The organism is Sphingobium sp. JS3065 (assembly GCF_026427355.1).
Lineage (GTDB): Bacteria > Pseudomonadota > Alphaproteobacteria > Sphingomonadales > Sphingomonadaceae > Sphingobium.
Genome location: NZ_CP102664.1, coordinates 1072189 through 1095060, shown reverse-complemented (window position 1 = coordinate 1095060; position 22872 = coordinate 1072189). Strand labels below are relative to the sequence as shown.

Sequence of the window (22872 nt, the reverse complement as noted above, 5' to 3'; positions counted from 1 at the left end):
TGCCGCCGAAAAGCCCACCTTGACAAAGTAATGGTTTTTCCTTACATTCTGCGCCATGTAGGAGGTTGCTATGCCCGCGTTGCTCGAAGAAATCAGCACCATCACCGCCAAGGGTCAGACGACGATTCCGAAGTCCGTCCGCCAGGCGCTCGGTGTCGATTACGGCGGCAAGATCGCCTTTCGCGTCGATGAGCATGGCGTGTCGGTGCATCGCGCGGACGCCGAGCATGACGATCCGGCGATCGACAGCTTTCTGTCGTTCCTGGCCGAGGACATTAAACGCCGGCCCGAGGCGCTGAGCGCGCTGTCCCCCGCGCTCGCCGAACGCATCGCGGCGCTGACCGAGGGCGTTAAGGTCGATCTCGATGCGCCGATCGACGGCGATGTCGATCTCTGATGATGGTCGTCAACGGGTGGCAGCTTATTGCCCACCCTCTGTTTCTCGATCAATTCGAGAAGCTGGGGACGGCTGTCGCGCGCCTGCGGGAGAAAGACCCGCGCGGCTGGCACAAATCGGCCAATGCGAAATTGCTGGCGGCGCTGCGCCAGCTCGTATTCGAGACCATTCCGCAAGATCCCACACGCCCGGAGTATCGGCAGGGCGGCACGCTGGGGGACGACCGCAAGCACTGGTTCCGGGCGAAGTTCGGCGGCGGCCGGTTCCGACTGTTCTTCCGCTACAGCACCAGTGCGAAGGTCATCGTCTTCGCCTGGGTGAACGACGAGACCACGTTACGCACCTATGGATCGAAGTCGGACGCCTATGCGGTGTTCCGCAAGATGCTCGACAAGGGCAATCCGCCCGACGATTGGACGGCGTTGCTGACGGCTGCGAACGAGTCGGAAGCGCGGGAGCGTCTGGAGGCAGCTTCGCCCGACCCGCCGTGAGCCCCTATCTGCGCTACGCCCGGCCGGATCATTTGCACCCTGCGCGGTCGCGCGCCAGCGTGGGCGGATGGCCCTGCCTCGCAAACGTCGTCCCCGCCGCGCGCCCTGCGGCTGGTCGGAAGGTCTCGAAGACCTGCACGACTATATGCGCGCGCCGCCGCAGCGAGCCGCGTCCCGCGGGCGCGTCATCAAGGATAGCGGGCCGATCGTTGTCACGGATGACTGGCCCGAGCGGGTTCCGATCGGCGACGCAGAGCTGCGCGCGATCGAAGGCCATTTGCGCAAGGAGCTGGACGACCTGTTCGGACCCTTGCCGTGAGATAAGGAGGACCATGCCATGACCGACGCCGCCCTTCGCGTCGAGGAGACCCCGCCGGTCGTGGCGACGGCCCGCGCAGCGCTCTATCTGCGTGTCTCGACCGGCCGGCAGGCCGAGAGCGACCTGTCGATTCCCGACCAGCGCCGCCAGATCGAAGGCTATTGCCTGTCGCGCGGCTGGGAAGTCGCGGCCGAGTTCGTCGAGCCGGGCAACACCGCGACCGACGATCGGCGGCCTGCTTTTCAAGCCATGATCGACGCGGCGATGACAAAGCCGCCGACGTTCACTGTCATCGTCGTCCACAGCTTCTCGCGGTTCTTTCGCGACCAGTTCCAGTTCGAGTTCTACGTCCGCAAGCTGGCGAAAAACGGGGTGAAGCTCGTCTCGATCACCCAAGACCTGGGCGACGATCCGATGAGCATCATGATGCGCCAGATCATGACGCTGTTCGACGAGTATCAGTCGAAAGAGAACGGCAAGCACACGCTGCGGGCGATGAAGGAAAACGCCCGGCAAGGTTTCTGGAACGGCGCGCGTGCGCCGATCGGCTACCGCGTGGTTGCGGCCGGGGAGCGCGGCGCGAAGATTAAGAAGAAGCTGGAGATCGACCCGATCCAGGCCGAGACGGTGCGGCGCATCTTCCGCATGGCGCTGAACGGCGTCGATAACCGCGGTGCGATGGGCCTCAAGTCGATCGCTACTTGGCTCAATGAGAACAACATCCGCACCCGCGACGGCGGGCGCTGGGGCTTGGGCGCGGTGCATCAGGTTCTCACCCGCACCACCTATATCGGCCAGCACCGCTTCAACACCCGCGACCATAAGACGAGGACGCCCAAGCCTGAGAGCGAGCACGCGGTCATGGAAGTGCCGCCGATCGTCTCGGAGGCGGAGTTCGAGGCGGTCCAGCGCTCGCTCAAGGCGCGCAGCCCGAAGATGATGGCGCCGATGGCGGTGGGCGGCCCGACGCTGCTCACCGGCATTTGCTTCTGCGCGTGCTGCGGCGGCGCGATGACGCTGCGCACGGGCACCAGCAGCGTCGGCCGGGAATATCGCTATTACACCTGCTCGACGAAGGCGCGGCAGGGTGCGACAGGCTGTCCCGGCATCACCGTGCCGATGGATCGGCTCAATGAGGCCGTGGTCGATCATCTCGAAGCGCGTCTGCTCGACCCGGCGCGACTCGAAGCTCTGATGGATCAGATCCTCGAACGCCGCGATGAGTGGGTGAACCAGCGCCGCCAGCATGTCGCCGATCTTGAGCGGCGAGCGACCGAGGCGGAAGCGAAACTCAAGCGCCTCTATGACGCGATCGAGAACGGTGTCATCGACGTGAGCGACCCGTCGCTGAAAGATCGGATCGCCGAGCTGACCGCGACGCGGGACCAGGCCAAGGGCGATTCCGAGCGCGCGATGTCGCATATCGTGAAGATCGGACCGGCGATCACGCCGGAGAGCCTGCGCGCATTCGCGGCTGCCCTCCGCAAGAAGCTGCGCAACGGAGACGGCACGTTCGCCCGCGATCAGGTACGGGCGGTCGCCCAGCGGGTGGAAGTGGTCAGCCGGAAGGAGGTTCGTATCCGTGGACTGCGGAGCGAACTGCTCCGAACGCTAACCGCCGCCCCTGGCGTAGAGGCGGCGGTGCTAGGCGTTCGTGCCTTTGAACCGAAATGGCGCACCCGGAACGATTCGAACGTCCGACCCTCAGATTCGTAGTCTGATGCTCTATCCAGCTGAGCTACGGGTGCGTTGTGGAGGGGCAGATAGAAGGGGCAGAGCGGTCTGGCAACCCCTTAACTTTGCCGTCGGGAATTTAAATGGGCGCACCTTCCCGCGTCCGGATGCCGGTTCAACTTGGCAAATGTCGATGGGGAAAATGGCGCACCCGGAACGATTCGAACGTCCGACCCTCAGATTCGTAGTCTGATGCTCTATCCAGCTGAGCTACGGGTGCGTTGGAGTGGCGCAGATAGAAGCGCTCATGCATTTGGGCAAGCCCTTTTTGCAGTTTTTTGACGGGAGGGCCGAAGGGTCGGGCCGAACCGCAACCTTTGCCCCCGCCCACTCGTTCGGGGACAAAGGAAAGGATGCTGAAATGACCTTCACCCTCAACGAAATCGCGCTGCTGGTGCTTGCGCTGCTGGTGGGGCTGGTTCTGGGCCTCATCATGAGCGGGCGCGGCAAATATAAGCGCTATTGGCGGGACGAACGCTTGGCCCATGGCCAGGCGGTCAACGACCGGGATGCGCGGCTGGCCGCCGCCCAGGAGAGGATTGCGGAACTGGAAAGGCAATCCGGCCCCATCGGTCCCGGCACGGCGGAGGCTGTCGCGGGGGCCGTGCATGGGCGCGATGACCTCAGCCGCATTCACGGGATCACGCCGCAGGACGAAATCGCGCTCAACGAGGCGGGCTATCATCGCTATGCGCAGATCGCCGCCATCGGCAGCGAGCAGGAAGCCACGCTGGAAACGCGCCTGGGATTGAAGCCAGGCGTGATTGCGCGGGAGGAATGGCGGGAACAGGCCCGGCTGCTCGATGGGCGCAAGGATGATGAACATGCGCGGCTTTACCAGCGTAGCGCCAGGCGTGTCTGAATGAGAAGGGCGGGATAGCCTCCCGCCCCCTCCGCTATTACTTTCTGTTCGCCAGCGCCGCCTGAGCGGCGGCGAGGCGGGCGATCGGCACCCGATAGGGCGAGGCCGACACATAATCGAGACCGGTCTTCTCACAGAAAGCGATGGAAGCCGGATCGCCGCCATGCTCGCCGCAAATACCGAGCTTGATGCCGCTGCGGGTGGCGCGGCCGCGTTCGACCGCCAGTTCGATGAGTTCACCGACGCCTTCGACGTCGATGCTGACGAACGGGTCGCGGGCGAAGATACCCTTGTCGACATATTGCGTCAGGAAACGGCCCGCATCGTCACGGCTGATGCCGATGGTGGTCTGCGTCAGGTCGTTGGTGCCGAAGGAGAAGAATTCGCCCACTTCGGCGATCTCGCCTGCCTTCAGCGCGGCGCGCGGCAGTTCGATCATAGTGCCGACCAGATATTCGACGCTGGCGCCCTGCTCCGTGAAGACCTCCTGCGCGACCCTGTCGACAATCGCCTTCATCAGTTCCAGCTCCTTCTTCGTGGCGACGAGCGGGATCATGATTTCCGGGATCGGCGCTTCGCCCGAACGCTGCTTGATGATCAGCGCTGCTTCGAAGATGGCGCGGGCCTGCATCTCGTAGATTTCAGGATAGGTGACGCCCAGGCGGCAACCGCGATGGCCCAGCATCGGGTTGAATTCATGCAGTTCGGCGGCGCGGCGCTTCAATGCTTCTACGCCGACGCCCGCGGCCTTGGCCACTTCCTCGAACTCCGCTTCGCCATGGGGCAGGAATTCGTGCAGCGGCGGATCGAGCAGGCGGATGGTGACGGGCAGGCCCGCCATCACCATGAAAATCTGCGCGAAATCGTCCCGCTGTTCCGGCAGCAGCTTGTCGAGCGCGATGCGGCGGCCCTTCTCGCTGTCGGCCAGGATCATCTCGCGGACGGCGGTGATGCGAGCCGCGTCGAAGAACATATGCTCGGTGCGGCACAGGCCCACGCCTTCCGCGCCGAAATCGCGGGCGGTCTGGCAGTCCAGCGGCGTTTCGGCATTGGCGCGGACCTTGAGGCGGCGGACCTTGTCGGCCCAGGCCATCAGGATGCCGAAGTCGCCCGCCAGTTCGGGCTGCACGGTCGGGACTTCGCCCGCCATCACCTCGCCGGTCGAACCGTCGATGGTGAGGATGTCGCCTTCCTTGAGCGTGCGGCCTTCGATGCGCAGCGTCTTGGCCGCATTGTCGATGGACAGGCTGCCGGCGCCGGAGACGCAGGGACGACCCATGCCGCGCGCGACCACGGCGGCGTGGCTGGTCATGCCGCCGCGCGCGGTCAGGATGCCCTTGGCCGCGTGCATGCCGTGAATGTCCTCGGGGCTGGTTTCCACGCGGACGAGGATGACCGAATCGCCCAGTTCGTTGCGGCGCTCGGCGGTGTCGGCGTCAAACACGATCGCGCCCGAAGCCGCGCCCGGCGAGGCAGGCAGGCCCTTGGTCAGCACGTCGCGTGGCGCCTTGGGATCGAGCGTCGGGTGGAGAAGCTGGTCGAGCGCGGCGGGATCGACGCGGGCGACGGCCTCTTCCTCGGTGATCAGGCCTTCATTCGCCATGTCGACCGCGATCTTGAGCGCGGCCTTGGCGGTGCGCTTGCCGGAGCGGGTCTGGAGCATCCAGAGCTTGCCCTGCTGCACCGTGAACTCGATGTCCTGCATGTCGCGATAATGGGTTTCGAGGATCTGGAACACCCGCGCCAGTTCGGCATAGGTTTCCGGCATCGCCTCTTCCATCGACAGTGGCTTGGCCCCTGCCCGCTCGCGTGCCTGGAGGGTCAGATATTGCGGCGTGCGGATGCCCGCCACCACGTCCTCGCCCTGGGCGTTGATGAGATATTCGCCATAATAGGCGTTTTCGCCGGTCGCGGGGTCGCGGGTGAAGGCAACGCCGGTGGCCGAGGTGTCGCCCATATTGCCGAACACCATCGCCTGCACGTTGACGGCGGTGCCCCAATCGTGCGGGATGGAGTTCAGGCGGCGATAGACCTTGGCCCGGTCGGCCTGCCAGCTACCGAAAACGGCGCTGATCGCGCCCCAAAGCTGGTCGTTCACATCCTGCGGGAAGGGTTTGTTCCAAAGCTTTGAAACCAGAGCCTTATATTCCGCAACGAGCGCCTTCCAGTCCGCGGCAGTCATTTCCGTGTCGAGCGTGTAACCCTGGTCTTCCTTCGCGACTTCCAGCGCTTCTTCGAAGGCGCCATGGTCGAGTTCCAGCACCACGTCCGAATACATCTGGATGAAGCGGCGATAGCTGTCCCAGGCGAAACGCTCGTCGCCCGACGCGGCGGCGAGGCCGATCACGGTTTCGTCGTTGAGGCCAAGGTTCAGCACCGTGTCCATCATGCCGGGCATGGAAATGCGCGCACCGGAACGGACAGAGACCAACAGCGGGTCGGCCTTGTCGCCGAACTTCTTGCCGGTGATGCCTTCGATATGAGCGATGCCGTTCGCTACTTCCGCCTTCAGGCTTTCTGGATAGACGCCGCCGTCGGTGTAATAGCGGGTGCACATCTCGGTCGTGATGGTGAAACCGGGAGGCACAGGCAGGCCGATGGCGGCCATGCCGTCCAGATTGGCGCCCTTGCCGCCCAGGAGATTCTTGTCGCCCTTGCCGCCATCATCGACGCCGCCGCCGAAACGATAGACATAACGGGTAGCGGTCGTGCTCATGCTGGCCTCTTCCATTGTCAACATAATCGCGGCTCTCCTGCACTGATTGCCGTGTATTTGTGCGATGCAACAAATCTTTAAAACAAGGGAGCGATAAACGCACCCGCTTTTACGATGATTGCTCTCTCATTTCACTGATTTTCCCGCTTGAGCGGGTATCTGTCTTTATTATCCTGTAATTTTCGAGAAATCAGCCACGGCATGGACCGCCTTGCGCACCCGCCAGAGCAGCGCCAGGCGAGCGGAACGCTTCGCTTCATCGGCGTCGTTGACGGTGACGGTCTCGAAAAAGGCGTCGATGGGGGCGCGCAATGTTGCAAGCGCAGTCATTGCGGCTTCGAAATCCTCCCCCGCGACCGAGGCGGTGGCGCGAGGCTCGGCCGCGTCGAGGGCGGCGATGAGCGCGGCTTCGGCGGACTCGGGGGTGTAACCAAGTGCACCGTGCTCCTGCGCAGGCAGGAGCCCAGGGCTTGGTCCCACTTCGCCACTCTGGGCTCCTGCCTGCGCAGGAGCACTGGGAGATTCGATGCCTTCCTTTTTCAGGATGTTGGCGGCGCGCTTATAGCCTGCGAGGAGGTTCGTGCCGTCGTCGGTGGCGACGAAAGACTGAAGCGCCTTCACGCGAGCGAGCAGGCGGACGAGATCGTCCTCGCCGCCGAGCGCGAACACCGCGTCGATCAGGTCGTGGCGGACGCCTGCTTCCTTTTGCTGGACCTTGAGGCGGTCTGCGAAGAAGTCGAGCACCGCATCTATGACATTGCCGGTGCTCGCAGGCTCGCTCAGATCGTTCTGAAAATGCGGCAATATTTTCCAAAATGGCGCGCGAAGGCCGCTGCGTTCTATGAGCAAAATTATCCCGAGCGCCGCCCTCCGCAATGCAAAGGGGTCGCGAGAACCGGTAGGCTTTTCATCAATTGCGAAGAATTGGAACAAACTGTCCAGCTTGTCCGCCAAAGACACAGCTACCGTCACCGGGGCAGTCGGAACATCGTCGCCCTGCCCGACAGGCTTGTAATGGTCGCGGATCGCGTCGGCCACGGCATCGGGCAAAGCTTCGGCGCGGGCATAATAACCGCCCATAATGCCTTGAAGTTCGGGAAACTCGCCCACCATTTCGGTGACGAGGTCCGCTTTGGCCAGGCGGGCGGCCTGTTCGGCCAGGTCGGCAAGCCCACCCCCGACCCCTCCCGCCTGCGGGAGGGGAGAAATGATGCCCTCCTCCACCAGCCAGCGGGCCAGCTTCGCGACCCGCTCGACCTTGTCCGCTACAGTACCGAGCTTTTCGTGGAAGGTGATGCGTTCCAGCTTCTTCGCATGGTCTTCCAGCTTGGTCTTGCGGTCCTGCTCCCAGAAGAAGCGGGCATCGGACAGACGGGCGGCGAGAACCTTGCGATTGCCTGCGATGATCGCCGCGCCGCCGTCCTTCGCCTCGATATTGGCGGTGCAGATAAAGGCCGGGGCCAGCTTGCCGCTGGCATCGCGCAGGACGAAATATTTCTGGTTGATACGGAGGGTTAACTGGATGACTTCAGGCGGAACCTCAAGAAAAGCGGGATCGAAATCGCCGAGCAATGGCACCGGCCATTCGGTCAGGCCCGCATTTTCCGCGACCAGACCCTTGTCCTCGATCACCGTATAGCCATGGGCGGCGGCGGCTTCGGCAGCCTTCGCCTCGATGATCGACTGGCGTTCCTGGTGGCTGACGATCACATGGCAGGCGCGCAGCTTTTCGGCATAGTCCGCCGCGCCGCCGATGGTGATCCCGCCGGGATGGTGGAAGCGGTGGCCGAGCGTGGCGTAGCCCGACTTGATCCCTTCGATCTCGATATCGACCAGTTCTTCGCCCAGGATCGCGACGATCCCTTGCAGCGGGCGGACCCAGCGGAGGCTCTCCGTGGTTTGCGAGGCCGTGCCCCAGCGCATGGACTTGGGCCAGGGGAAAGCGCGGATGACCGTGGGGACGGCTTCGGCCAGCACCTCGGCGGTGGCGCGGCCGGGCTTGTTGACCGTGGCGAACCAGACGCCGTCGCGGTCTTCCAATTGATCCTGGGTCAGGCCGGTCTTGCGGAGGAAGCCTTCCAGCGCCTGAGCCGGAGCCGAGGTGCGCGGGCCTTTATGCTCCTCGCTGACGGCGGCGGTTTCCAGCGGCAGGTTGCGGGCGATCAGCGCGAGGCGGCGGGGGGTGACGAAGCTGTCGATGCTTTCGGGTTTCAGGCCTGCCTTCGCCAATTCCTCGGTGAAGAGGCGGGCCAGGTCTTCACTGGCCTTGAGCTGCATCCGGGCGGGGATTTCTTCGCAGCGCAGTTCGAGGAGGAAATCAGTCATGGGCCGGAACCGCATTCTTGAAAGAGGTGGAAGAAGTGAAGGGCTTCGACAGGCTCAGCCCGAACGGGGATAGGGCATGGCCTTGGGGGAGACGGATGTGCATCACGCGGCCCACCCGTTCACTTCCATCCACTTTTCGCAGGCGCCCTTGGCCAGGTCGCGCACGCGGCCGATATAGCTGGCGCGCTCCTGCACCGATATGACGCCCCGCGCCTGGAGCAGGTTGAAGACATGGCTCGCCTTGATCGCCTGGTCATAGGCGGCGAGCGCAACCCCGGCCTCCAGCGAAGCCTTGCACTCCGCCTCGGCATCCTTGAACCAGCGGAACAGCTTTTCGGTGTCGGCGATCTCGAAATTCCACTTCGACATCTGCCGTTCATTCTCAAGGAACACGTCGCCATATGTGACGCCCGCGTCGTTGAACTTCAGGTCATACACGCTGTCCACGCCCTGGATATACATGGCGAGGCGTTCAAGGCCGTAGGTCAGTTCGCCCGCGACCGGCTTGCAGTCGAAGCCGCCCATCTGCTGGAAATAAGTGAACTGGGTGACCTCCATGCCGTCGCACCAGACTTCCCAGCCCAGGCCCCATGCGCCCAGCGTCGGGCTTTCCCAGTCATCCTCCACGAACCGGATGTCGTGGACCAGCGGGTCGATGCCGATCTCCACCAACGAACCCAGATAGAGTTCCTGGAGGTTCGCCGGGGACGGCTTCATGATGACCTGATATTGGTAATAATGCTGGAGGCGATTGGGGTTTTCGCCATAGCGGCCGTCGGTCGGGCGGCGGCTGGGCTGGACATAGGCGGCGTTCCAGGCGTTCGGGCCAAGGCTGCGCAGCGTCGTCGCCGGGTGGAAAGTGCCCGCGCCCACCTCCATGTCATAGGGTTGCAGGATGACGCAGCCCTGCTTTCCCCAATAGGCATGGAGCGTCAGGATCAGATCCTGAAAGGAGAGCGCTTCACTTGTCGCCACGGACGGTCCCCAGAAATCACGGCTCGGAAAAATGACGGTCGATTGCGGCGCGCCTTGGCGCAGCGAGGGCGCAGGGTCAAGGAAAAGAGGGCGGTCAAGGAAGGTAAATCCGCTTGCCCTGTTGCGTTGCGGGACGCATGGATGAGGAAAGATCGATCGGATGGACGTGAAAATCGGATGAAATGGCCCAACTTCCGCTGGCCCAATCTTAAATGGTTGGCGCCCGCCATGATGATGCTGGGTGGATGCGCGCTGGATCGGCCCGCTTCCGCTCGCGATGCGGCGGTGCGCTCCGCCTATGTGACGCCGGCGTTGTGGGCGGTGAAGGATGCCGATACCACCATCTACCTGTTCGGTACGGTGCATGTGATGAAGCCGGGGGTGGACTGGTTCAAGGGCGGGGTGAAATCCGCTTTCGAACGGTCGGATGAGCTGGTTCTGGAGATTGTGGAGCCGGAAGATCCCGATGCACTGGCCTCGACCATGGCTGGCGCGGCTCTTGCGCGGGACGGCGTCAAACTGTCGGACCGGCTGAATGGCGAAGAACGCGGGAAATATCTGGCGGCGATGACGGCGAATGGGTTGCCGTGGCAAGTCTTCGAGATGTTCAATCCCTGGATGGCGGGCATGGCATTGTCGGTGCAGCCGCTGGAGAAGCTGGGCTACAAGTCCGACCTTGGCGCGGAGAAGGTGCTGACGGCGGCGGCCAGGGCTTCAGGCAAGAAGGTCGGCTCGCTGGAGACGGTGGAACAGCAACTGGGCTATTTCGCGGGCCTGCCGATGGTGCAGCAGGTGAAATTCCTGACCGCGACCGTCGAGGGCCTGCCGGATATGGACAGGGAGTTCGCCACCCTTGTCGCCCATTGGCAAGGCGGCGAGCCGGACAAGCTGGCGGCGGTGATGAACGAATCTCTGGAGGCGACGCCGGAACTGGCGCAGGTGCTGCTGATCCAGCGCAACGCCAATTGGGCGAAGTGGATCAGGCAGCGGCTGGACCAGCCGGGCACGGTGTTCATCGCGGTGGGCGCGGGGCATCTGGCGGGCAAGGGCAGCGTTCAGGACCAGTTGAAGGCGCTCGGCGTCTCATCTGAGCGGGTGAAGCAATAGGATGATGCATCGGCTGGCCTGCTGGCTGGGGCTGGCGGCTTTCTTCCTGTTGGTCGCTTGCGGGGATGAGCGCCCTGCCCCGCCTGAGGGCCGCGGGCCTGCGCTTTGGCGGGTCGAGGGCAAGGGCATGGATGGATGGCTGTTCGGGACCATTCATGTGCTGCCCGCCAATGTGAAATGGCGGACGGGGTCGATCGTGGACGCCATGGCGCGCGCGGACCGGCTGGTGCTGGAATCCGCGGAAATCCAGGATCAGGCGGGGACGCTGGCGCAGTTCGAGAAAATGGGGCGCAGTCCGGGCCTTCCGCCGCTGGAGGCGCGGGTGCCGCGCGAGGACAGGGCCGCGCTGGAGCAGATCGCCCACGATGGCGGCGCTGATGTGCGGATGCTCTCCGGCTATGAAAGCTGGGCGGCGGCGATGCTGCTTTCCGCGGCGGCGCAGCAGGCATTGCATGTCAGCCAGGATAATGGCGTGGAACCGGCGCTGATCGCCGCGTTCAAGGATAGCGGGAAACCGACAAGCGGGCTGGAGACGGTGGAACGGCAGTTCCGGGCCTTCGACACGCTTCCAGGGGCCGCGCAGCAGCGGCTTCTGGTCGATACGGTGCGTGAGGCGAAGGATATGCGGACGCTCTACGACCGCATCCTCAAGGCGTGGATCAGGGGCGACGTCGCGACGCTGGCGCAGGAGGATCAGAACGGCGAGGAACCCGATCCGGTGGTCGAGCAGGCCGTACTGATCGACCGCAACCGGGATTGGGTGAAGGCGGTCGAGGCGATCAAGGGACGACCGTTCATCGCCGTGGGCGCGGGGCACCTGGCGGGCAAGGGCAATCTGGTCGAACTGCTGCAAGCCAGCGGGTACAGGGTGACGCGGGTGCAATAGGGCGCCCCTTGCTTTCCCGCCCCTTTCTGTTATTGGGCGCCGGTCCCGACATGGTCATCCCTGGAGGCGTGGCGGGCGATTACATCAATTTGCTTTTGGAGACACGCAATGAGCGAGCAGCTTACGCTGTCGGCAGAGGCACGCGATCGGGCAGGCAAGGGAGCCTCCCGTGCTCTCCGCCGTGAGGGCCGCGTACCCGCCGTCATCTATGGTAACAATGAAGAACCGCAGTCGATCCACGTCGAGGAAAAGCTCCTCAACAAGCTGCTCGGCACCGGCCACTTCTTCAATTCGGTCGTCATGGTCGAGGTGAACGGCAAGGCCGTCCGCACCCTGCCCAAGGATGTGGCTTTCCACCCCGTAAGCGACCGTCCGCTGCACGCCGATTTCCTGCGCGTTTCGGAACATGCCACCGTCCACGTCAACGTGCCGGTGCGCTTCGACAATGAAGACGCTTCGCCCGGCATCAAGAAGGGCGGCGTGCTGAACATCGTCGCGCATGAGGTCGAACTGATCGTCGACGCGGCCGAAATCCCCGACGACGTCATCGTCGACCTGACCGGCCTGGATGTGGGCGAATCGATCCACATCAGCGCCGTGAAGCTGCCCAAGGGCGCCAAGGCCGCGCATGACGAAACCGACTTCACCGTCGCGACCATCGTTGCCCCCTCGGCCCTGAAGAGCGCCGAAGGCGATAACGAGACCCCGGCTGAGGGCGCCTGAGCCTTTCGGGTTGAGCCTTCGGGCTGGAAATTTCGATCCCGCTTGCCTACCCGGCAAGCGGGATTTTTCTTTGGAGTGGGCAAGCGATGCAGATCTGGGCGGGCCTGGGCAATCCCGGTACCCAATATGCGATGCACCGGCACAATGTCGGCTTCATGGCTGCGGATGTGATCGCGGACATGCATCGCTTCTCGCCGCCGAAGAAGCAGTTCCAGGGATGGGTGCAGGAAGGACGGATCGGGCCGGAGAAGATCATCCTGATCAAGCCTGCGACCTTCATGAACGAAAGCGGACGCTCCATCGGTGAGGCAATGCGATTCTACAAGCTGACGCCTGAGGATGTGACGGTCTTCCACGACGAACTCGACCTTGCGCCGATGAAGGTGAAGGTGAAGCGCGGCGGCGGCAATGCCGGGCATAACGGCCTGCGTTCGACGGATGCACATATCGGGGCGGAATTTCGCCGGGTACGGATCGGCATCGGGCATCCGGGGCACAAGGACCGGGTGCATGGCTATGTGCTGGGCAATTATCACAAGAGCGAGACGGACGCGCTGGCCGACATGCTGGGCGCGATCGGGGCCGAGGCGGAGTGGCTGGCAAAGGGCGACGATGCGCGGTTCATGAACGAGGTGGCGCTGCGCCTTTCGGAGTGATGCACGCCCGTCCGCCCCGCGCTTACGGCGAGCCGCAGGTGGTGGATTGCGGTTCGTCGCATGTCCGGGCCATAGAGGAAATCTGACTTCTTTCTTTCCCAAGGGGATATGGGTGATACAGACCGTCGCGACGAAGCCTTTTAACGACCAGAAACCCGGCACGTCCGGTCTGCGCAAGAAGGTCCGCATCTTCCAGCAGCCCCATTATGCGGAGAATTTCGTCCAGTCGGTGTTCGACAGTCTGGAGGGATATGCAGGCCAGACTTTGGTGGTCGGCGGCGACGGGCGCTATCTGAACCGCGAAGTCATCCAGATCGTGCTGAAGATGGCGGCGGCCAATGGCTTTGGCCGGGTGCTGGTGGGCCGGGGCGGCATTCTCTCCACCCCGGCGGCTTCGCATCTGATCCGGTCGTCGGGCGCCTTTGGCGGATTGGTGCTGTCGGCCAGCCATAATCCGGGCGGGCCGGATGAGGATTTCGGGATCAAGTACAACGTCTCCAATGGCGGGCCCGCGCCGGAGAAGGTGACGGACGCCATCTATGCGCGGACGCTGGCGATCGACAGCTATCGCATCCTTGCGGCGGGGCATGTCGATATCGACGCGCCTGGCGTCAGCGATCTGGGCGGCATGACCGTAGAGGTGGTCGATCCGGTGGCAGGCTATGCCGACCTGATGGAGAGGCTGTTCGATTTCGCCGCGATCAGGGCGATGATCGCTGGCGGCTTCACCCTTTCCTTCGACAGCATGAGCGCCGTGACCGGACCTTATGCGGTCGAGATTTTCGAGAAGCGGCTGGGCGCGCCTGCGGGGACTGTGCGCAACGGCACCCCCCTGCCCGACTTCGGCCATCATCATCCCGATCCCAATCTGGTCCACGCGAAGGAGCTTTACGACCGGATGATGGCGGCGGATGCCCCGGATTTCGGCGCAGCTTCGGATGGCGACGGCGACCGGAATCTGATCATCGGACGGCATTGCTATGTGACGCCGTCGGATTCGCTGGCCGTTCTGGCGGCCAACGCGCATCTGGCGCCGGGCTATGCCGGGGGCCTCAAGGGCATTGCGCGGTCGATGCCGACCAGCGGCGCGGCGGACCGGGTAGCGGAGAAGCTGGGCATTCCCCTTTATGAGACGCCGACGGGATGGAAATTCTTCGGCAATCTGCTGGATGCCGGGATGGCGACCATCTGCGGCGAGGAAAGCGCGGGCACCGGGTCCGACCATGTGCGCGAGAAGGACGGCATCTGGGCGGTGCTGCTGTGGCTCAATATCCTGGCAGCGCGGCAGCAGAGCGTGGCGGAGATCATGGCCGCGCATTGGGCGACCTATGGCCGGAACTATTATGCCCGGCACGATTATGAGGGCATCGCCAAGGACAGGGCCGATGCACTGATGGCGGCGCTGCGGGGGAAGCTGGCGGATTTGCCGGGCACGGCGAACAGCGGCGGCAAGGTTAAGGGCGCCGACGATTTCGCCTATACCGATCCGACCGACCAGTCCGTCAGCCGCAACCAGGGCGTGCGCCTGCTGTTCGAGGATGGGTCGCGGGTCGTGTTCCGGCTTTCGGGAACGGGCACGGAAGGCGCGACCTTGCGGGTTTATATCGAGCGCTATGTGGGCGTGGGCGGCGATCTGGCGCTGGAGACGGGCGACGCGCTGGCGCCGCTGGTGAAGGCGGCGCAGGAAGTCGCGGATATTGTGGGCTTCACCGGGATGGAGCGGCCCAGCGTCATTACCTGATGCCGGTCGCGAACGCTTACCTTTCGGACATGATGGAGAAATGGCGAAGTCGCTAAAGCGACGTCCCATCGCTCCTCATGGCGTCCCATTTCGAGGTTTCCATGCACCGTTTCCTTCTCCTTCTTTTCGCTTGCCTGGCAGGCCTCGCCCCTGATGCACATGCCCGCACGACGGAGGATGAGCAGCTTTGGGTCAATCTGACCGCCATGGGGCCGGTTTCTGGAAAGATCGTCTATTTCGCCGAGCTACAGCCACGGGTGTGGGACGGCGTGTCCCGGCTGGACCAGATGATCCTGCGGGGCGCGGTGGGGTGGAAGCTTTCGCCCAGCCTCACCGTCTATCAGGGCTATGCTCATGTCGTGCAACCGGTCGAGGGCGGCCGGGACGTGAATGAGGAGCGCGGTTTCCAGCAGATCAGTTGGGTCATGGGGAAACCCTGGGGCGGCGAACTGTCTTCGCGGACCCGGCTGGAGCAACGCTGGCGGTCGAACGGCGACGACATGGGCTGGCGGCTGCGCGAGATGCTGCGCTATGAAAAGCCGCTGAAGCCCGGCAGCAATGCGGTGAACGCGCTGGTTTACGGCGAGGGGTTCGTGGCGCTCAACAGCACCGATTGGGGCGCGAAAGGCGGGTTCGATCAGTTGCGCAGCTTTGTCGGGGCGGAACTGGGCCTGGGCGGGGCTTCGACGGCGGAGATCGGCTATCTCAACCAATATATCGATCAGCGGGGCGGCAATGCCCGCGTCAATCATGTGGCTTCGGTAACGCTATTCTTCCGGCACTGAGGCTGGCCTTTGCGCGCGGAAAAGGCTATCGGCGCGGCCAATCATCTTGACGTGAAGGCAGTTGCATGGGTTTTCGTTGCGGTATCGTCGGGCTTCCCAATGTGGGCAAGTCCACCCTGTTCAATGCGCTGACGGAGACGCAGGCGGCGCAGGCGGCGAACTATCCCTTCTGCACCATAGAGCCGAACGAGGGCCGGGTCGCCGTGCCCGATGACAGGTTGCAGACCATCGCGAAGATCGGCGGCAGCGCCAAGATCATCGAGACGCAGCTCAGCTTCGTGGACATTGCCGGGCTGGTGCGCGGCGCGTCCAAGGGCGAGGGTCTGGGCAACCAGTTCCTGGCCAACATTCGCGAGACGGACGCCATCGTGCATGTGCTGCGCTGTTTCGAGGATGGCGACATCACCCATGTCGAGGGCAAGGTCGATCCCATCGCCGACGCCGAGACGGTCGAGACCGAATTGATGCTGGCCGATCTGGAGAGCCTGGAAAAGCGCGTGCCCAACCTCGCCAAGAAGGCGGCGCAGGGCGACAAGGAGGCCAAGGCCGCCGCTGCGGTGCTGGGGCAGGCGCTGGAGCTGCTGCGCGACGGCAAGCCTGCGCGGCTCACCGTGCCCAAGGATGTCGAGGAAGAGCGGCTCTTCGGTCAGGCGCAGTTGCTGACGGCCAAGCCGGTCCTCTACGTCTGCAATGTAGAGGAAGACAGCGCCGCCACCGGCAATGCCCATTCGGCACGGGTGTTCGAGAAGGCCGCGGCGGAGAATGCCAAGGCGGTAATCGTCTCTGCCGCCATCGAGGCGGAACTCGTCACCATGCCGGTCGAGGAGCGCGCAGAATATCTGGAGGCGCTGGGGCTGGCCGAGGCTGGTCTCGCTCGCATCATTCGGGCGGGTTATGAGTTGTTGGGGCTTATCACCTTCTTCACCGTGGGACCGAAGGAGGCCCGCGCCTGGACCGTGACCAAGGGGTCGAAGGCGCCTCAGGCGGCGGGCGCGATCCATACGGATTTCGAGAAGGGCTTCATCCGGGCCGAAACCATGGCCTATGCCGACTATGTCCAGTATAAGGGCGAGGCCGGGGCCAAGGAAGCGGGCAAATGGCGCTCCGAAGGCAAGGATTATGTGACGCAGGACGGCGACATCATGCTGTTCCGCTTCAACGTCTAGGCGCCGATGCTCCGGCCGGGACAGATGCCCGCCCGGCGCAAGGCGGCCTTTCCGCCCAGTGTCGATGAGGGGACAAGGCTGCTGATCCTGGGCAGCCTGCCCGGAGACGTGTCGATCAAGCAGGGCGAATATTATGCGCATCGCAGCAACGCCTTCTGGGCGTTGATGGGGGATGTGATGGGGGAGGATCTGCGCGGTCAGCCCTATGCCATGCGGCTGAAGCGACTGAAGACGCGGCGCGTGGGCCTGTGGGACGTGATCGAGAGCGCGGATCGGGAGGGAAGCCTGGACAGCGCGATCCGGGGCGCGGAATTGCGCGATCTGGGGGCTTTCGTGGAGCGGCTTCCGGCGCTGGAGGCGGTGGCGTTCAACGGCAGGACGGCGGCGCTGCATGGACGGCGGCAGATTGGGGAACGGGTGGGATTGGCCTTGATCGACCTGCCCTCCTCCAGCGGGGCCTTCGCCAGCATGTCGCGGGACGCCAAGCGGGCGGCGTGGATGGTTCTTGCGCCCTATATCGGGGAATAGCGTCACTTTACCGTCATGGTCGGGCTGTTAAGGATTGCGGCATGCTTTTCCTTCGCTTCCCCCTCGCCTGTCTGTTCCTGCTGGCCGCGCTTGGCGCTTGCGTGCCGGTCGAGCGGCCATCGGTTTCGGTCGCGCCTGTCGAACAGCGGCAGCCCGTCACCATATTGGTGTCCATCGACGGCTTTCGGCCGGATTATCTGAAGCGGGAGGTGACGCCGCATCTCTCCGCGCTGGCGGCGGGCGGGGTAGAGTCGGCGATGCGGCCATCCTTTCCGACCAAGACCTTTCCCAATCATTGGGCAATCGTGACCGGCGAGCGGCCCGACCATAGCGGCATCGTCGCCAACAAGATGGAGGATGCTTCCCGGCCCGGCGAGACATTCACCATGGCGAGCGACGATCCCTATTGGTGGAAGGAGGCCGAGCCGATCTGGGTGACGGCGGAAAAGGCGGGGGTGCGGACGGCGACGCTGTTCTGGCCCGGCTCCAATGTCGCCTGGGGGGCTAGCAAGGCTTCGGCCTGGCCCTACATTTTGACCGGCGGCACGCGGCCCAGCGACTGGGCGCAATTCCATCAGGAAATCTCCGGCATGCAACGGGTGAACGGGGTGCTGGACCTGCTGCGCCGCCCAAAGGAGATACGGCCGCGCTTTCTGACGCTTTATTTCGATGCGGTCGACACGGCGGGGCACATATACGGCCCCGACGCCACCGAAACCACCGATGCCGCCCAGAAGGTCGACGGACAGATTGGCATGCTGGTGGAGGGATTGAAGACGCTGGGGCAGCCTGCCAATCTCATCATCCTGTCCGACCATGGCATGGCGCGGAAATCCAGCGAGCGAGTGGTGGCGATGGACAAGGTCGCGAACCCGGCGGATTATCGCATCGTGGAGAGCGGCCCCTATGCCAGCCTCGCGGCCCAGCCGGGGCATGAGGCGGCGCTGGAGGCCGCCATATTGAAGCCGCACCCGCACATGCAATGCTGGCGCAAGGCCGATATTCCAGCGCATTTCCATTATGGCACGCACCGGCGCATTCCGGCCTATTTCTGCCTGGGGGAGACCGGCTGGGTGATTCAGCCGACCGCGCCTGTCAAACCCTTTGCCGGCGGCGATCATGGCTGGGACCAGCGCGCGCCGGAGATGCAGGCGTTGTTCATCGCGAATGGGCCAGGGTTCGACGCTCGATTTCGGCCTCCGGCGGATTTCGCCAATGTCGATGTCTATCCCCTGCTGGCGCGGCTGTTGGGAATTGCGCCGCTGCCGGGCGATGGCGATCCGGCGGTTCTGGCCGGACTTGTCAAGCATTGACGTTTTCGTAAACGGAAATTACGTCTCGCCCGCAATGGAAGGAACGGGTATGAGCGAGATCATCTATTTCGAAGACATAGCGTTGGGTGACAGGAAGGAATTCGGCCCGTACACCATCAGCCGCGAGGAGATCATCGCCTTCGCCACGGAATTCGATCCGCAACCCTTTCACCTGTCGGACGAAGCGGCGGCAGAAACCCATTTCGGCAGCCTCGCCTCCAGCGGCTGGCACAGCACGGCGCTGTCGATGAAGATGATGGTGGCGGGATGGCAGCGGGAGCCGAACATTCGACCGGCGGGCCTGGGGGCTATCGGCGTCGATGAACTGCGCTGGTTGCAGCCCGTGCGGCCGGGGGACACGCTGCGCGGGACTTCCGAGGTGATCGAGAAGAAGGCGTCCCGCAGCCGACCGGAAATGGGCGTCATCACGACGCTCGTCACGCTGTTCAACCAGCGCGACGAGCCGGTGCTGTCGATGAAGCCGATCGTGATGTTCCGGACGCGGCCCGCATAATTCAGCGCGGCTGCGGCTGGTTGGCGCGGGCGTCGGCGGCCATGATCCGGATGGTGGGCTTAAGCGCCCCCGCGATCTGGATGGCGTGAAGGCCGGGCGACAGGTCGAACCAGACGATCTTGCGAATGCCGGCGCAATCCGGGCCGTGGCCATGATCCACCGATGCAAGCGCGGTCGTGCCGGTGGCGACATCGATCCAGGCGGCGTCGGACAGGGCTATGCCGACGCGGGCCGGATTCTTGACGGCCAGAGTGAAGATGCCTGCATGGCTTTTGGGGACGGTCTTGCCCGGCGGGACCGCGAACTGAACCTGTGGGCCGGGGCGGAGCGTTGCCGTCAGCGGCTTGCCCAGGATCAGGCGGGGGGCGGTGGAAACCGTGGCTCCGGCGGTTGCGGTCCCGCTTTGCGGCCAGCTCGTCCAGGGTTCGGCCAGCGGCGGAGGACTGGCGCAGGGGGCGGGTGCGGCCTGGGCGCTGAGCGGGGCGAGGGCGAAGAGGAAGAGAAGCCGCTTCATTTCTGGTTCCTTCCGGATGTTTTCAGGGGTTAGGTTTGCGCATATGTGCCGGGGAGGCAAGCGCCTCATGAGGGGCTGAGGTTGCGCAATTCCCCTCCACCGCCTTCGGCGGTCCCCCTCCCCATCCTTGATGGGGAGGATTTGGAGGCGTCACTTTCTGCCGAACAATTTTTCGATGTCGCCATGCCCAAGCTTCACCCAGGTCGGGCGGCCATGATTGCACTGGCCGCTGCGGGGGGTGACTTCCATTTCGCGGAGCAGGGCGTTCATTTCCGCCACGCTCAATATCCGGCCTGCGCGGACGGAGCCGTGACAGGCCATGGTGGCGGCGACCAGATCGAGGCGCTCCTTCAAGGACAGGGCGCTATCATAGGCGGCAAGATCGTCGGCAAGATCGGACACCAGCCCCTGCACGTCGCCCTGCCCCAACATCGCCGGAGTGGCGCGCACCAACATGGCGGCGGGGCCGAAGCGTTCCAGTTCGAGGCCGAAATCCCTGAGTTCCGCGATGCGCGCTTCCAGCCGGTCGCAGGCAGGTTCGTCCAGTTCGACCACTTCGGGGAGCAGGAGCGCCTGGGCGGCCACTCTCTGCCCCTCCATGGCCCGGCGCATGCGTTCCAGGGTCAGCCGTTCATGGGCGGCGTGCTGGTCGACGATGACGAGGCCGTCTTCGGCTTCGGCCACGATATAGGTGCGGGCGACCTGGCCCCGCGCCACGCCCAGCGGGAAGCTGCTTCCTTCCGGGGCGGGCGCGGCGGCGGGTTCGGCGCGGGCTTGCGGCGGAGGCGTGATGAAGCTGGGGCGGCGGTCCGCCACCGAATAGCCGGGGACGGGCGCGCCAGCCGCTTCGAAGATCGGCATGGCGCCGATCGGCGTAGGGGAAAGAGGTTCGGGCTTCCATGCGGACAGGGCGGCGGGGTCGGCATGCTGGACGGCCCGGAAGCCTTCCGCGTCGAGGGCGCGGCGCAGGCCGGAGACGATCATGCCCCGGATCAGCGCCGGATCGCGGAAGCGCACCTCGGTCTTGGCGGGGTGGACGTTGACGTCCACCTCCAGCGGCGGAACGTCGAGGAACAGGGCGACGACCGGGTGCCGGTCCCGTGCCAGCATGTCGGCATAGGCGCCGCGCACCGCGCCGACGAGCAGCCGGTCGCGCACGGGGCGGCCATTCACGAACAGGAACTGATGATCGCCCACGCCGCGATTATAGGTTGGCAGCGACGCCACGCCGGAAAGGCGCACCCCTTCCCTTTCCAGCGCGACGATCACATGATTGTCCGCCAGCGCCCTGTCGGTGAGCGCGGCGACCCGGTCTTCCCGCGCTTCGTCCGCCTGCACGCCCAGCACGCGGCGGCCGTCATGCTCCATGCTGAAGGCGATGGCAGGATGCGCCATGGCGAGGCGGCGGACCACGTCCATACAGGCGGCATATTCCGCCTTGGCCGAACGCAGGAATTTGCGGCGGGCGGGGACTTTCCCGAACAATTGCTCCACTATGACGCGCGTGCCGGGCGGCAAGGCGGCGGGGCCTTCGTTCACCACCACGCCATTGTCGACGGTGCGGTTCCAGCCGTCGCTTCCCGCTGGGCGGCTGTCGATGGAAAGACGCGCCACGCTGGCGATAGAGGGCAGCGCTTCGCCCCGGAAACCCAGGGTGGCGACATTTTCGATGGCGTCGTCGGGCAATTTGGACGTGGCGTGACGTTCCAGCGCCAGCGCGATCTCCCCCGAGTCCATGCCGCAGCCGTCGTCGCTGACTTCGATCCGGTCGAGGCCGCCGTTGGAAATGCGGATGGCGATCCTGCGAGATCCGGCATCCACCGCATTTTCAACGATTTCCTTGAGCGCGCTGGCGGGCCTTTCGACCACTTCGCCCGCGGCGATGCGATTGACCAGATGTTCGGGCAGACGGCGTATTGACATTGATTAGTGACTAGCCCAAGCGAGCGCTTTCCGCGAGACACAAGCCTCAAGAAAATTTGCTGACCCAGGGGCGGGTGGAACGTGGGGCGAACTTTCCGACCGTCCCCGGTTCGCTTCGCCGGGGCGGCGGGCTGAACAGGAACAGGCATGTCGATCTTCTCGCGACTTTTCAAACTCTCCTCCCAGGACATGGCCATCGACCTCGGCACGGCGAACACCGTGGTCTATGTGCGTGGTCGCGGCATCGTGCTCAACGAACCCTCTGTGGTGGCGGTCGAGACGCTGAACGGCGTGAAGCGGGTGAAAGCGGTCGGTGACGACGCCAAGCTGATGATGGGCAAGACCCCCGATTCGATCGAGGCGATCCGGCCGCTGCGAGACGGCGTGATTGCGGACATCGACGTCGCGGAGCAGATGATCAAGCATTTCATCACCAAGGTGCATGGCGGCAAGTCGCGCCCCTGGCGCTTCCCGGAAATCGTGATCTGCGTGCCGTCGGGTTCGACCAGCGTGGAACGCCGCGCGATTCGCGACGCGGCAAGCAATGCGGGCGCGAGCCAGGTGTTCCTGATCGAAGAACCCATGGCCGCCGCCATCGGCGCCGACATGCCGGTGACCGAGCCGATCGGGTCGATGGTGGTCGACATCGGCGGCGGCACGACCGAAGTCGCGGTGCTCTCGCTGCGGGGCCTGGCCTACACCACCTCCGTCCGCGTCGGCGGAGACAAGATGGACGAGGCCATCGTCTCCTTCGTGCGCCGCCACCATAATCTGCTCATCGGTGAAGCGACCGCCGAACGGATCAAGAAGCAGTTCGGCGTCGCCCAGCCGCCCGAAGACGGCGTGGGCGAGACGATCCACATCAAGGGCCGCGACCTGGTGAACGGCGTGCCCAAGGAAATCTCCATCAACCAAGGGCAGATCGCCGACGCGCTGGCCGAACCGATCAGCACCATTGTCGAGGGCGTTCGCATCGCGCTGGAAAATACCGCGCCGGAACTGGCTGCGGACATCGTCGACCAGGGCATCGTGCTGACCGGGGGCGGCGCTCTGCTGAAAGGTCTGGATGACGAGCTGCGCGACGAGACCGGTCTGCCCGTCACCATCGCAGAAGATCCGTTGACCTGCGTCGCCATTGGCACTGGCCGGGCGATGGAAGATCCGATCTTCCGGGGCGTTCTCCAGACCGCTTAAGGG

At 64.4% G+C, this 22872-nt stretch carries 20 protein-coding genes and 2 tRNA genes; 15 read left to right on the top strand and 7 right to left on the bottom strand.

Annotated elements, in window-relative coordinates; genetic code table 11:
• The first annotated feature begins 70 nt into the window (after positions 1–70).
• The 3 genes from NUH86_RS05365 (at position 71) to NUH86_RS05355 (ending at position 2923) form a co-directional block, all read left to right on the top strand.
• Entirely contained in the window at positions 71–397 is a 327-nt protein-coding gene (locus NUH86_RS05365; RefSeq protein WP_069318846.1) for a type II toxin-antitoxin system PrlF family antitoxin, read from the top strand.
• A gap of 2 nt (positions 398–399) precedes the next feature.
• A complete protein-coding gene (locus tag NUH86_RS05360) occupies positions 400–888 on the top strand; it encodes a type II toxin-antitoxin system YhaV family toxin (protein ID WP_267252033.1) in 489 nt (162 codons plus the stop codon).
• Positions 889–1225: 337 nt separating this feature from the next.
• Positions 1226–2923, top strand: coding sequence for a recombinase family protein (locus NUH86_RS05355; RefSeq protein WP_267252032.1), 1698 nt, complete (start codon positions 1226–1228; stop codon positions 2921–2923).
• On the opposite strand, the gene NUH86_RS05350 is transcribed toward NUH86_RS05355, so the two are convergent.
• Both NUH86_RS05350 and NUH86_RS05345 read right to left on the bottom strand, forming a co-directional pair.
• Positions 2879–2955 (bottom strand) — tRNA-Arg (locus NUH86_RS05350). The genes NUH86_RS05355 and NUH86_RS05350 overlap by 45 nt on opposite strands.
• 129 nt (positions 2956–3084) lie before the next feature.
• Positions 3085–3161 (bottom strand) — tRNA-Arg (locus NUH86_RS05345).
• A 141-nt stretch (positions 3162–3302) separates the two neighbouring features.
• Here NUH86_RS05345 and NUH86_RS05340 point away from each other — a divergent pair.
• Complete coding sequence (locus NUH86_RS05340) at positions 3303–3803, top strand: hypothetical protein (protein ID WP_267251462.1); 501 nt, start codon at positions 3303–3305, stop codon at positions 3801–3803.
• A gap of 37 nt (positions 3804–3840) precedes the next feature.
• Here the strand turns inward: NUH86_RS05340 and ppdK are convergent, their stop codons facing one another.
• The 3 genes from ppdK to NUH86_RS05325 form a co-directional block, all read right to left on the bottom strand.
• On the bottom strand, positions 3841–6543 hold the full coding sequence (gene ppdK / locus NUH86_RS05335) for a pyruvate, phosphate dikinase (protein WP_267251461.1): 2703 nt from the start codon (positions 6541–6543) through the stop codon (positions 3841–3843).
• Between the two features lie 144 nt (positions 6544–6687).
• Entirely contained in the window at positions 6688–8844 is a 2157-nt protein-coding gene (gene glyS, locus NUH86_RS05330; protein ID WP_267251460.1) for a glycine--tRNA ligase subunit beta, read from the bottom strand.
• A 102-nt stretch (positions 8845–8946) separates the two neighbouring features.
• A complete protein-coding gene (locus NUH86_RS05325; RefSeq protein WP_267251459.1) occupies positions 8947–9819 on the bottom strand; it encodes a glycine--tRNA ligase subunit alpha in 873 nt (290 codons plus the stop codon).
• A 177-nt stretch (positions 9820–9996) separates the two neighbouring features.
• On the opposite strand from NUH86_RS05325, the gene NUH86_RS05320 reads away from it, so the two are divergent.
• From NUH86_RS05320 to NUH86_RS05275, 10 genes are all read left to right on the top strand, one after another.
• A complete protein-coding gene (locus NUH86_RS05320) occupies positions 9997–10926 on the top strand; it encodes a TraB/GumN family protein (RefSeq protein ID WP_267251458.1) in 930 nt (309 codons plus the stop codon).
• 1 nt (position 10927) lies between these two features.
• Positions 10928–11812, top strand: coding sequence for a TraB/GumN family protein (locus NUH86_RS05315; RefSeq protein WP_267251457.1), 885 nt, complete (start codon positions 10928–10930; stop codon positions 11810–11812).
• Between the two features lie 108 nt (positions 11813–11920).
• Positions 11921–12535 (top strand): 50S ribosomal protein L25/general stress protein Ctc, encoded by a 615-nt coding sequence (locus tag NUH86_RS05310; protein WP_267251456.1) that lies wholly within the window; start codon positions 11921–11923, stop codon positions 12533–12535.
• Between the two features lie 86 nt (positions 12536–12621).
• A complete protein-coding gene (pth, locus tag NUH86_RS05305; protein WP_267251455.1) occupies positions 12622–13191 on the top strand; it encodes an aminoacyl-tRNA hydrolase in 570 nt (189 codons plus the stop codon).
• A 112-nt stretch (positions 13192–13303) separates the two neighbouring features.
• Positions 13304–14932: an alpha-D-glucose phosphate-specific phosphoglucomutase gene (locus NUH86_RS05300; RefSeq protein ID WP_267251454.1), complete on the top strand. Its 1629-nt coding sequence runs from the start codon at positions 13304–13306 to the stop codon at positions 14930–14932.
• A gap of 101 nt (positions 14933–15033) precedes the next feature.
• Positions 15034–15717: a DUF2490 domain-containing protein gene (locus tag NUH86_RS05295; RefSeq protein ID WP_267251453.1), complete on the top strand. Its 684-nt coding sequence runs from the start codon at positions 15034–15036 to the stop codon at positions 15715–15717.
• A gap of 65 nt (positions 15718–15782) precedes the next feature.
• Positions 15783–16883 carry a redox-regulated ATPase YchF gene (gene ychF, locus NUH86_RS05290; protein ID WP_267251452.1) on the top strand — a complete coding sequence of 367 codons (1101 nt, stop codon included), beginning with the start codon at positions 15783–15785 and terminating at the stop codon, positions 16881–16883.
• 6 nt (positions 16884–16889) lie between these two features.
• Positions 16890–17411, top strand: coding sequence for a DNA-deoxyinosine glycosylase (locus NUH86_RS05285; protein WP_267251451.1), 522 nt, complete (start codon positions 16890–16892; stop codon positions 17409–17411).
• 41 nt (positions 17412–17452) lie between these two features.
• On the top strand, positions 17453–18724 hold the full coding sequence (locus NUH86_RS05280) for an ectonucleotide pyrophosphatase/phosphodiesterase (protein WP_267251450.1): 1272 nt from the start codon (positions 17453–17455) through the stop codon (positions 18722–18724).
• Between the two features lie 49 nt (positions 18725–18773).
• Positions 18774–19238 (top strand): MaoC family dehydratase, encoded by a 465-nt coding sequence (locus NUH86_RS05275; RefSeq protein ID WP_267251449.1) that lies wholly within the window; start codon positions 18774–18776, stop codon positions 19236–19238.
• Between the two features lies 1 nt (position 19239).
• Here the strand turns inward: NUH86_RS05275 and NUH86_RS05270 are convergent, their stop codons facing one another.
• A complete protein-coding gene (locus NUH86_RS05270) occupies positions 19240–19752 on the bottom strand; it encodes a hypothetical protein (protein ID WP_267251448.1) in 513 nt (170 codons plus the stop codon).
• A gap of 150 nt (positions 19753–19902) precedes the next feature.
• Positions 19903–21675 carry a DNA mismatch repair endonuclease MutL gene (mutL, locus tag NUH86_RS05265; protein WP_267251447.1) on the bottom strand — a complete coding sequence of 591 codons (1773 nt, stop codon included), beginning with the start codon at positions 21673–21675 and terminating at the stop codon, positions 19903–19905.
• A gap of 147 nt (positions 21676–21822) precedes the next feature.
• On the opposite strand from mutL, the gene NUH86_RS05260 reads away from it, so the two are divergent.
• Positions 21823–22869 (top strand): rod shape-determining protein, encoded by a 1047-nt coding sequence (locus NUH86_RS05260; protein WP_007685698.1) that lies wholly within the window; start codon positions 21823–21825, stop codon positions 22867–22869.
• Positions 22870–22872 lie beyond the last annotated feature (3 nt).

What these genes read in the sequence shown, in the direction of transcription:
- NUH86_RS05365 (WP_069318846.1), top strand. Translation starts at nt 71, where the DNA reads ATGCCCGCGTTGCTCGAAGAAATCAGCACCATCACCGCCAAGGGTCAG.
- NUH86_RS05360 (WP_267252033.1), top strand. Translation starts at nt 400, where the DNA reads ATGGTCGTCAACGGGTGGCAGCTTATTGCCCACCCTCTGTTTCTCGAT.
- NUH86_RS05355 (WP_267252032.1), top strand. Translation starts at nt 1,226, where the DNA reads ATGACCGACGCCGCCCTTCGCGTCGAGGAGACCCCGCCGGTCGTGGCG.
- NUH86_RS05340 (WP_267251462.1), top strand. Translation starts at nt 3,303, where the DNA reads ATGACCTTCACCCTCAACGAAATCGCGCTGCTGGTGCTTGCGCTGCTG.
- ppdK (WP_267251461.1), bottom strand. Translation starts at nt 6,543, where the DNA reads ATGTTGACAATGGAAGAGGCCAGCATGAGCACGACCGCTACCCGTTAT.
- glyS (WP_267251460.1), bottom strand. Translation starts at nt 8,844, where the DNA reads ATGACTGATTTCCTCCTCGAACTGCGCTGCGAAGAAATCCCCGCCCGG.
- NUH86_RS05320 (WP_267251458.1), top strand. Translation starts at nt 9,997, where the DNA reads ATGAAATGGCCCAACTTCCGCTGGCCCAATCTTAAATGGTTGGCGCCC.
- NUH86_RS05315 (WP_267251457.1), top strand. Translation starts at nt 10,928, where the DNA reads ATGATGCATCGGCTGGCCTGCTGGCTGGGGCTGGCGGCTTTCTTCCTG.
- NUH86_RS05310 (WP_267251456.1), top strand. Translation starts at nt 11,921, where the DNA reads ATGAGCGAGCAGCTTACGCTGTCGGCAGAGGCACGCGATCGGGCAGGC.
- pth (WP_267251455.1), top strand. Translation starts at nt 12,622, where the DNA reads ATGCAGATCTGGGCGGGCCTGGGCAATCCCGGTACCCAATATGCGATG.
- NUH86_RS05295 (WP_267251453.1), top strand. Translation starts at nt 15,034, where the DNA reads ATGCACCGTTTCCTTCTCCTTCTTTTCGCTTGCCTGGCAGGCCTCGCC.
- ychF (WP_267251452.1), top strand. Translation starts at nt 15,783, where the DNA reads ATGGGTTTTCGTTGCGGTATCGTCGGGCTTCCCAATGTGGGCAAGTCC.
- NUH86_RS05285 (WP_267251451.1), top strand. Translation starts at nt 16,890, where the DNA reads ATGCTCCGGCCGGGACAGATGCCCGCCCGGCGCAAGGCGGCCTTTCCG.
- NUH86_RS05280 (WP_267251450.1), top strand. Translation starts at nt 17,453, where the DNA reads ATGCTTTTCCTTCGCTTCCCCCTCGCCTGTCTGTTCCTGCTGGCCGCG.
- NUH86_RS05275 (WP_267251449.1), top strand. Translation starts at nt 18,774, where the DNA reads ATGAGCGAGATCATCTATTTCGAAGACATAGCGTTGGGTGACAGGAAG.
- NUH86_RS05270 (WP_267251448.1), bottom strand. Translation starts at nt 19,752, where the DNA reads ATGAAGCGGCTTCTCTTCCTCTTCGCCCTCGCCCCGCTCAGCGCCCAG.
- mutL (WP_267251447.1), bottom strand. Translation starts at nt 21,675, where the DNA reads ATGTCAATACGCCGTCTGCCCGAACATCTGGTCAATCGCATCGCCGCG.
- NUH86_RS05260 (WP_007685698.1), top strand. Translation starts at nt 21,823, where the DNA reads ATGTCGATCTTCTCGCGACTTTTCAAACTCTCCTCCCAGGACATGGCC.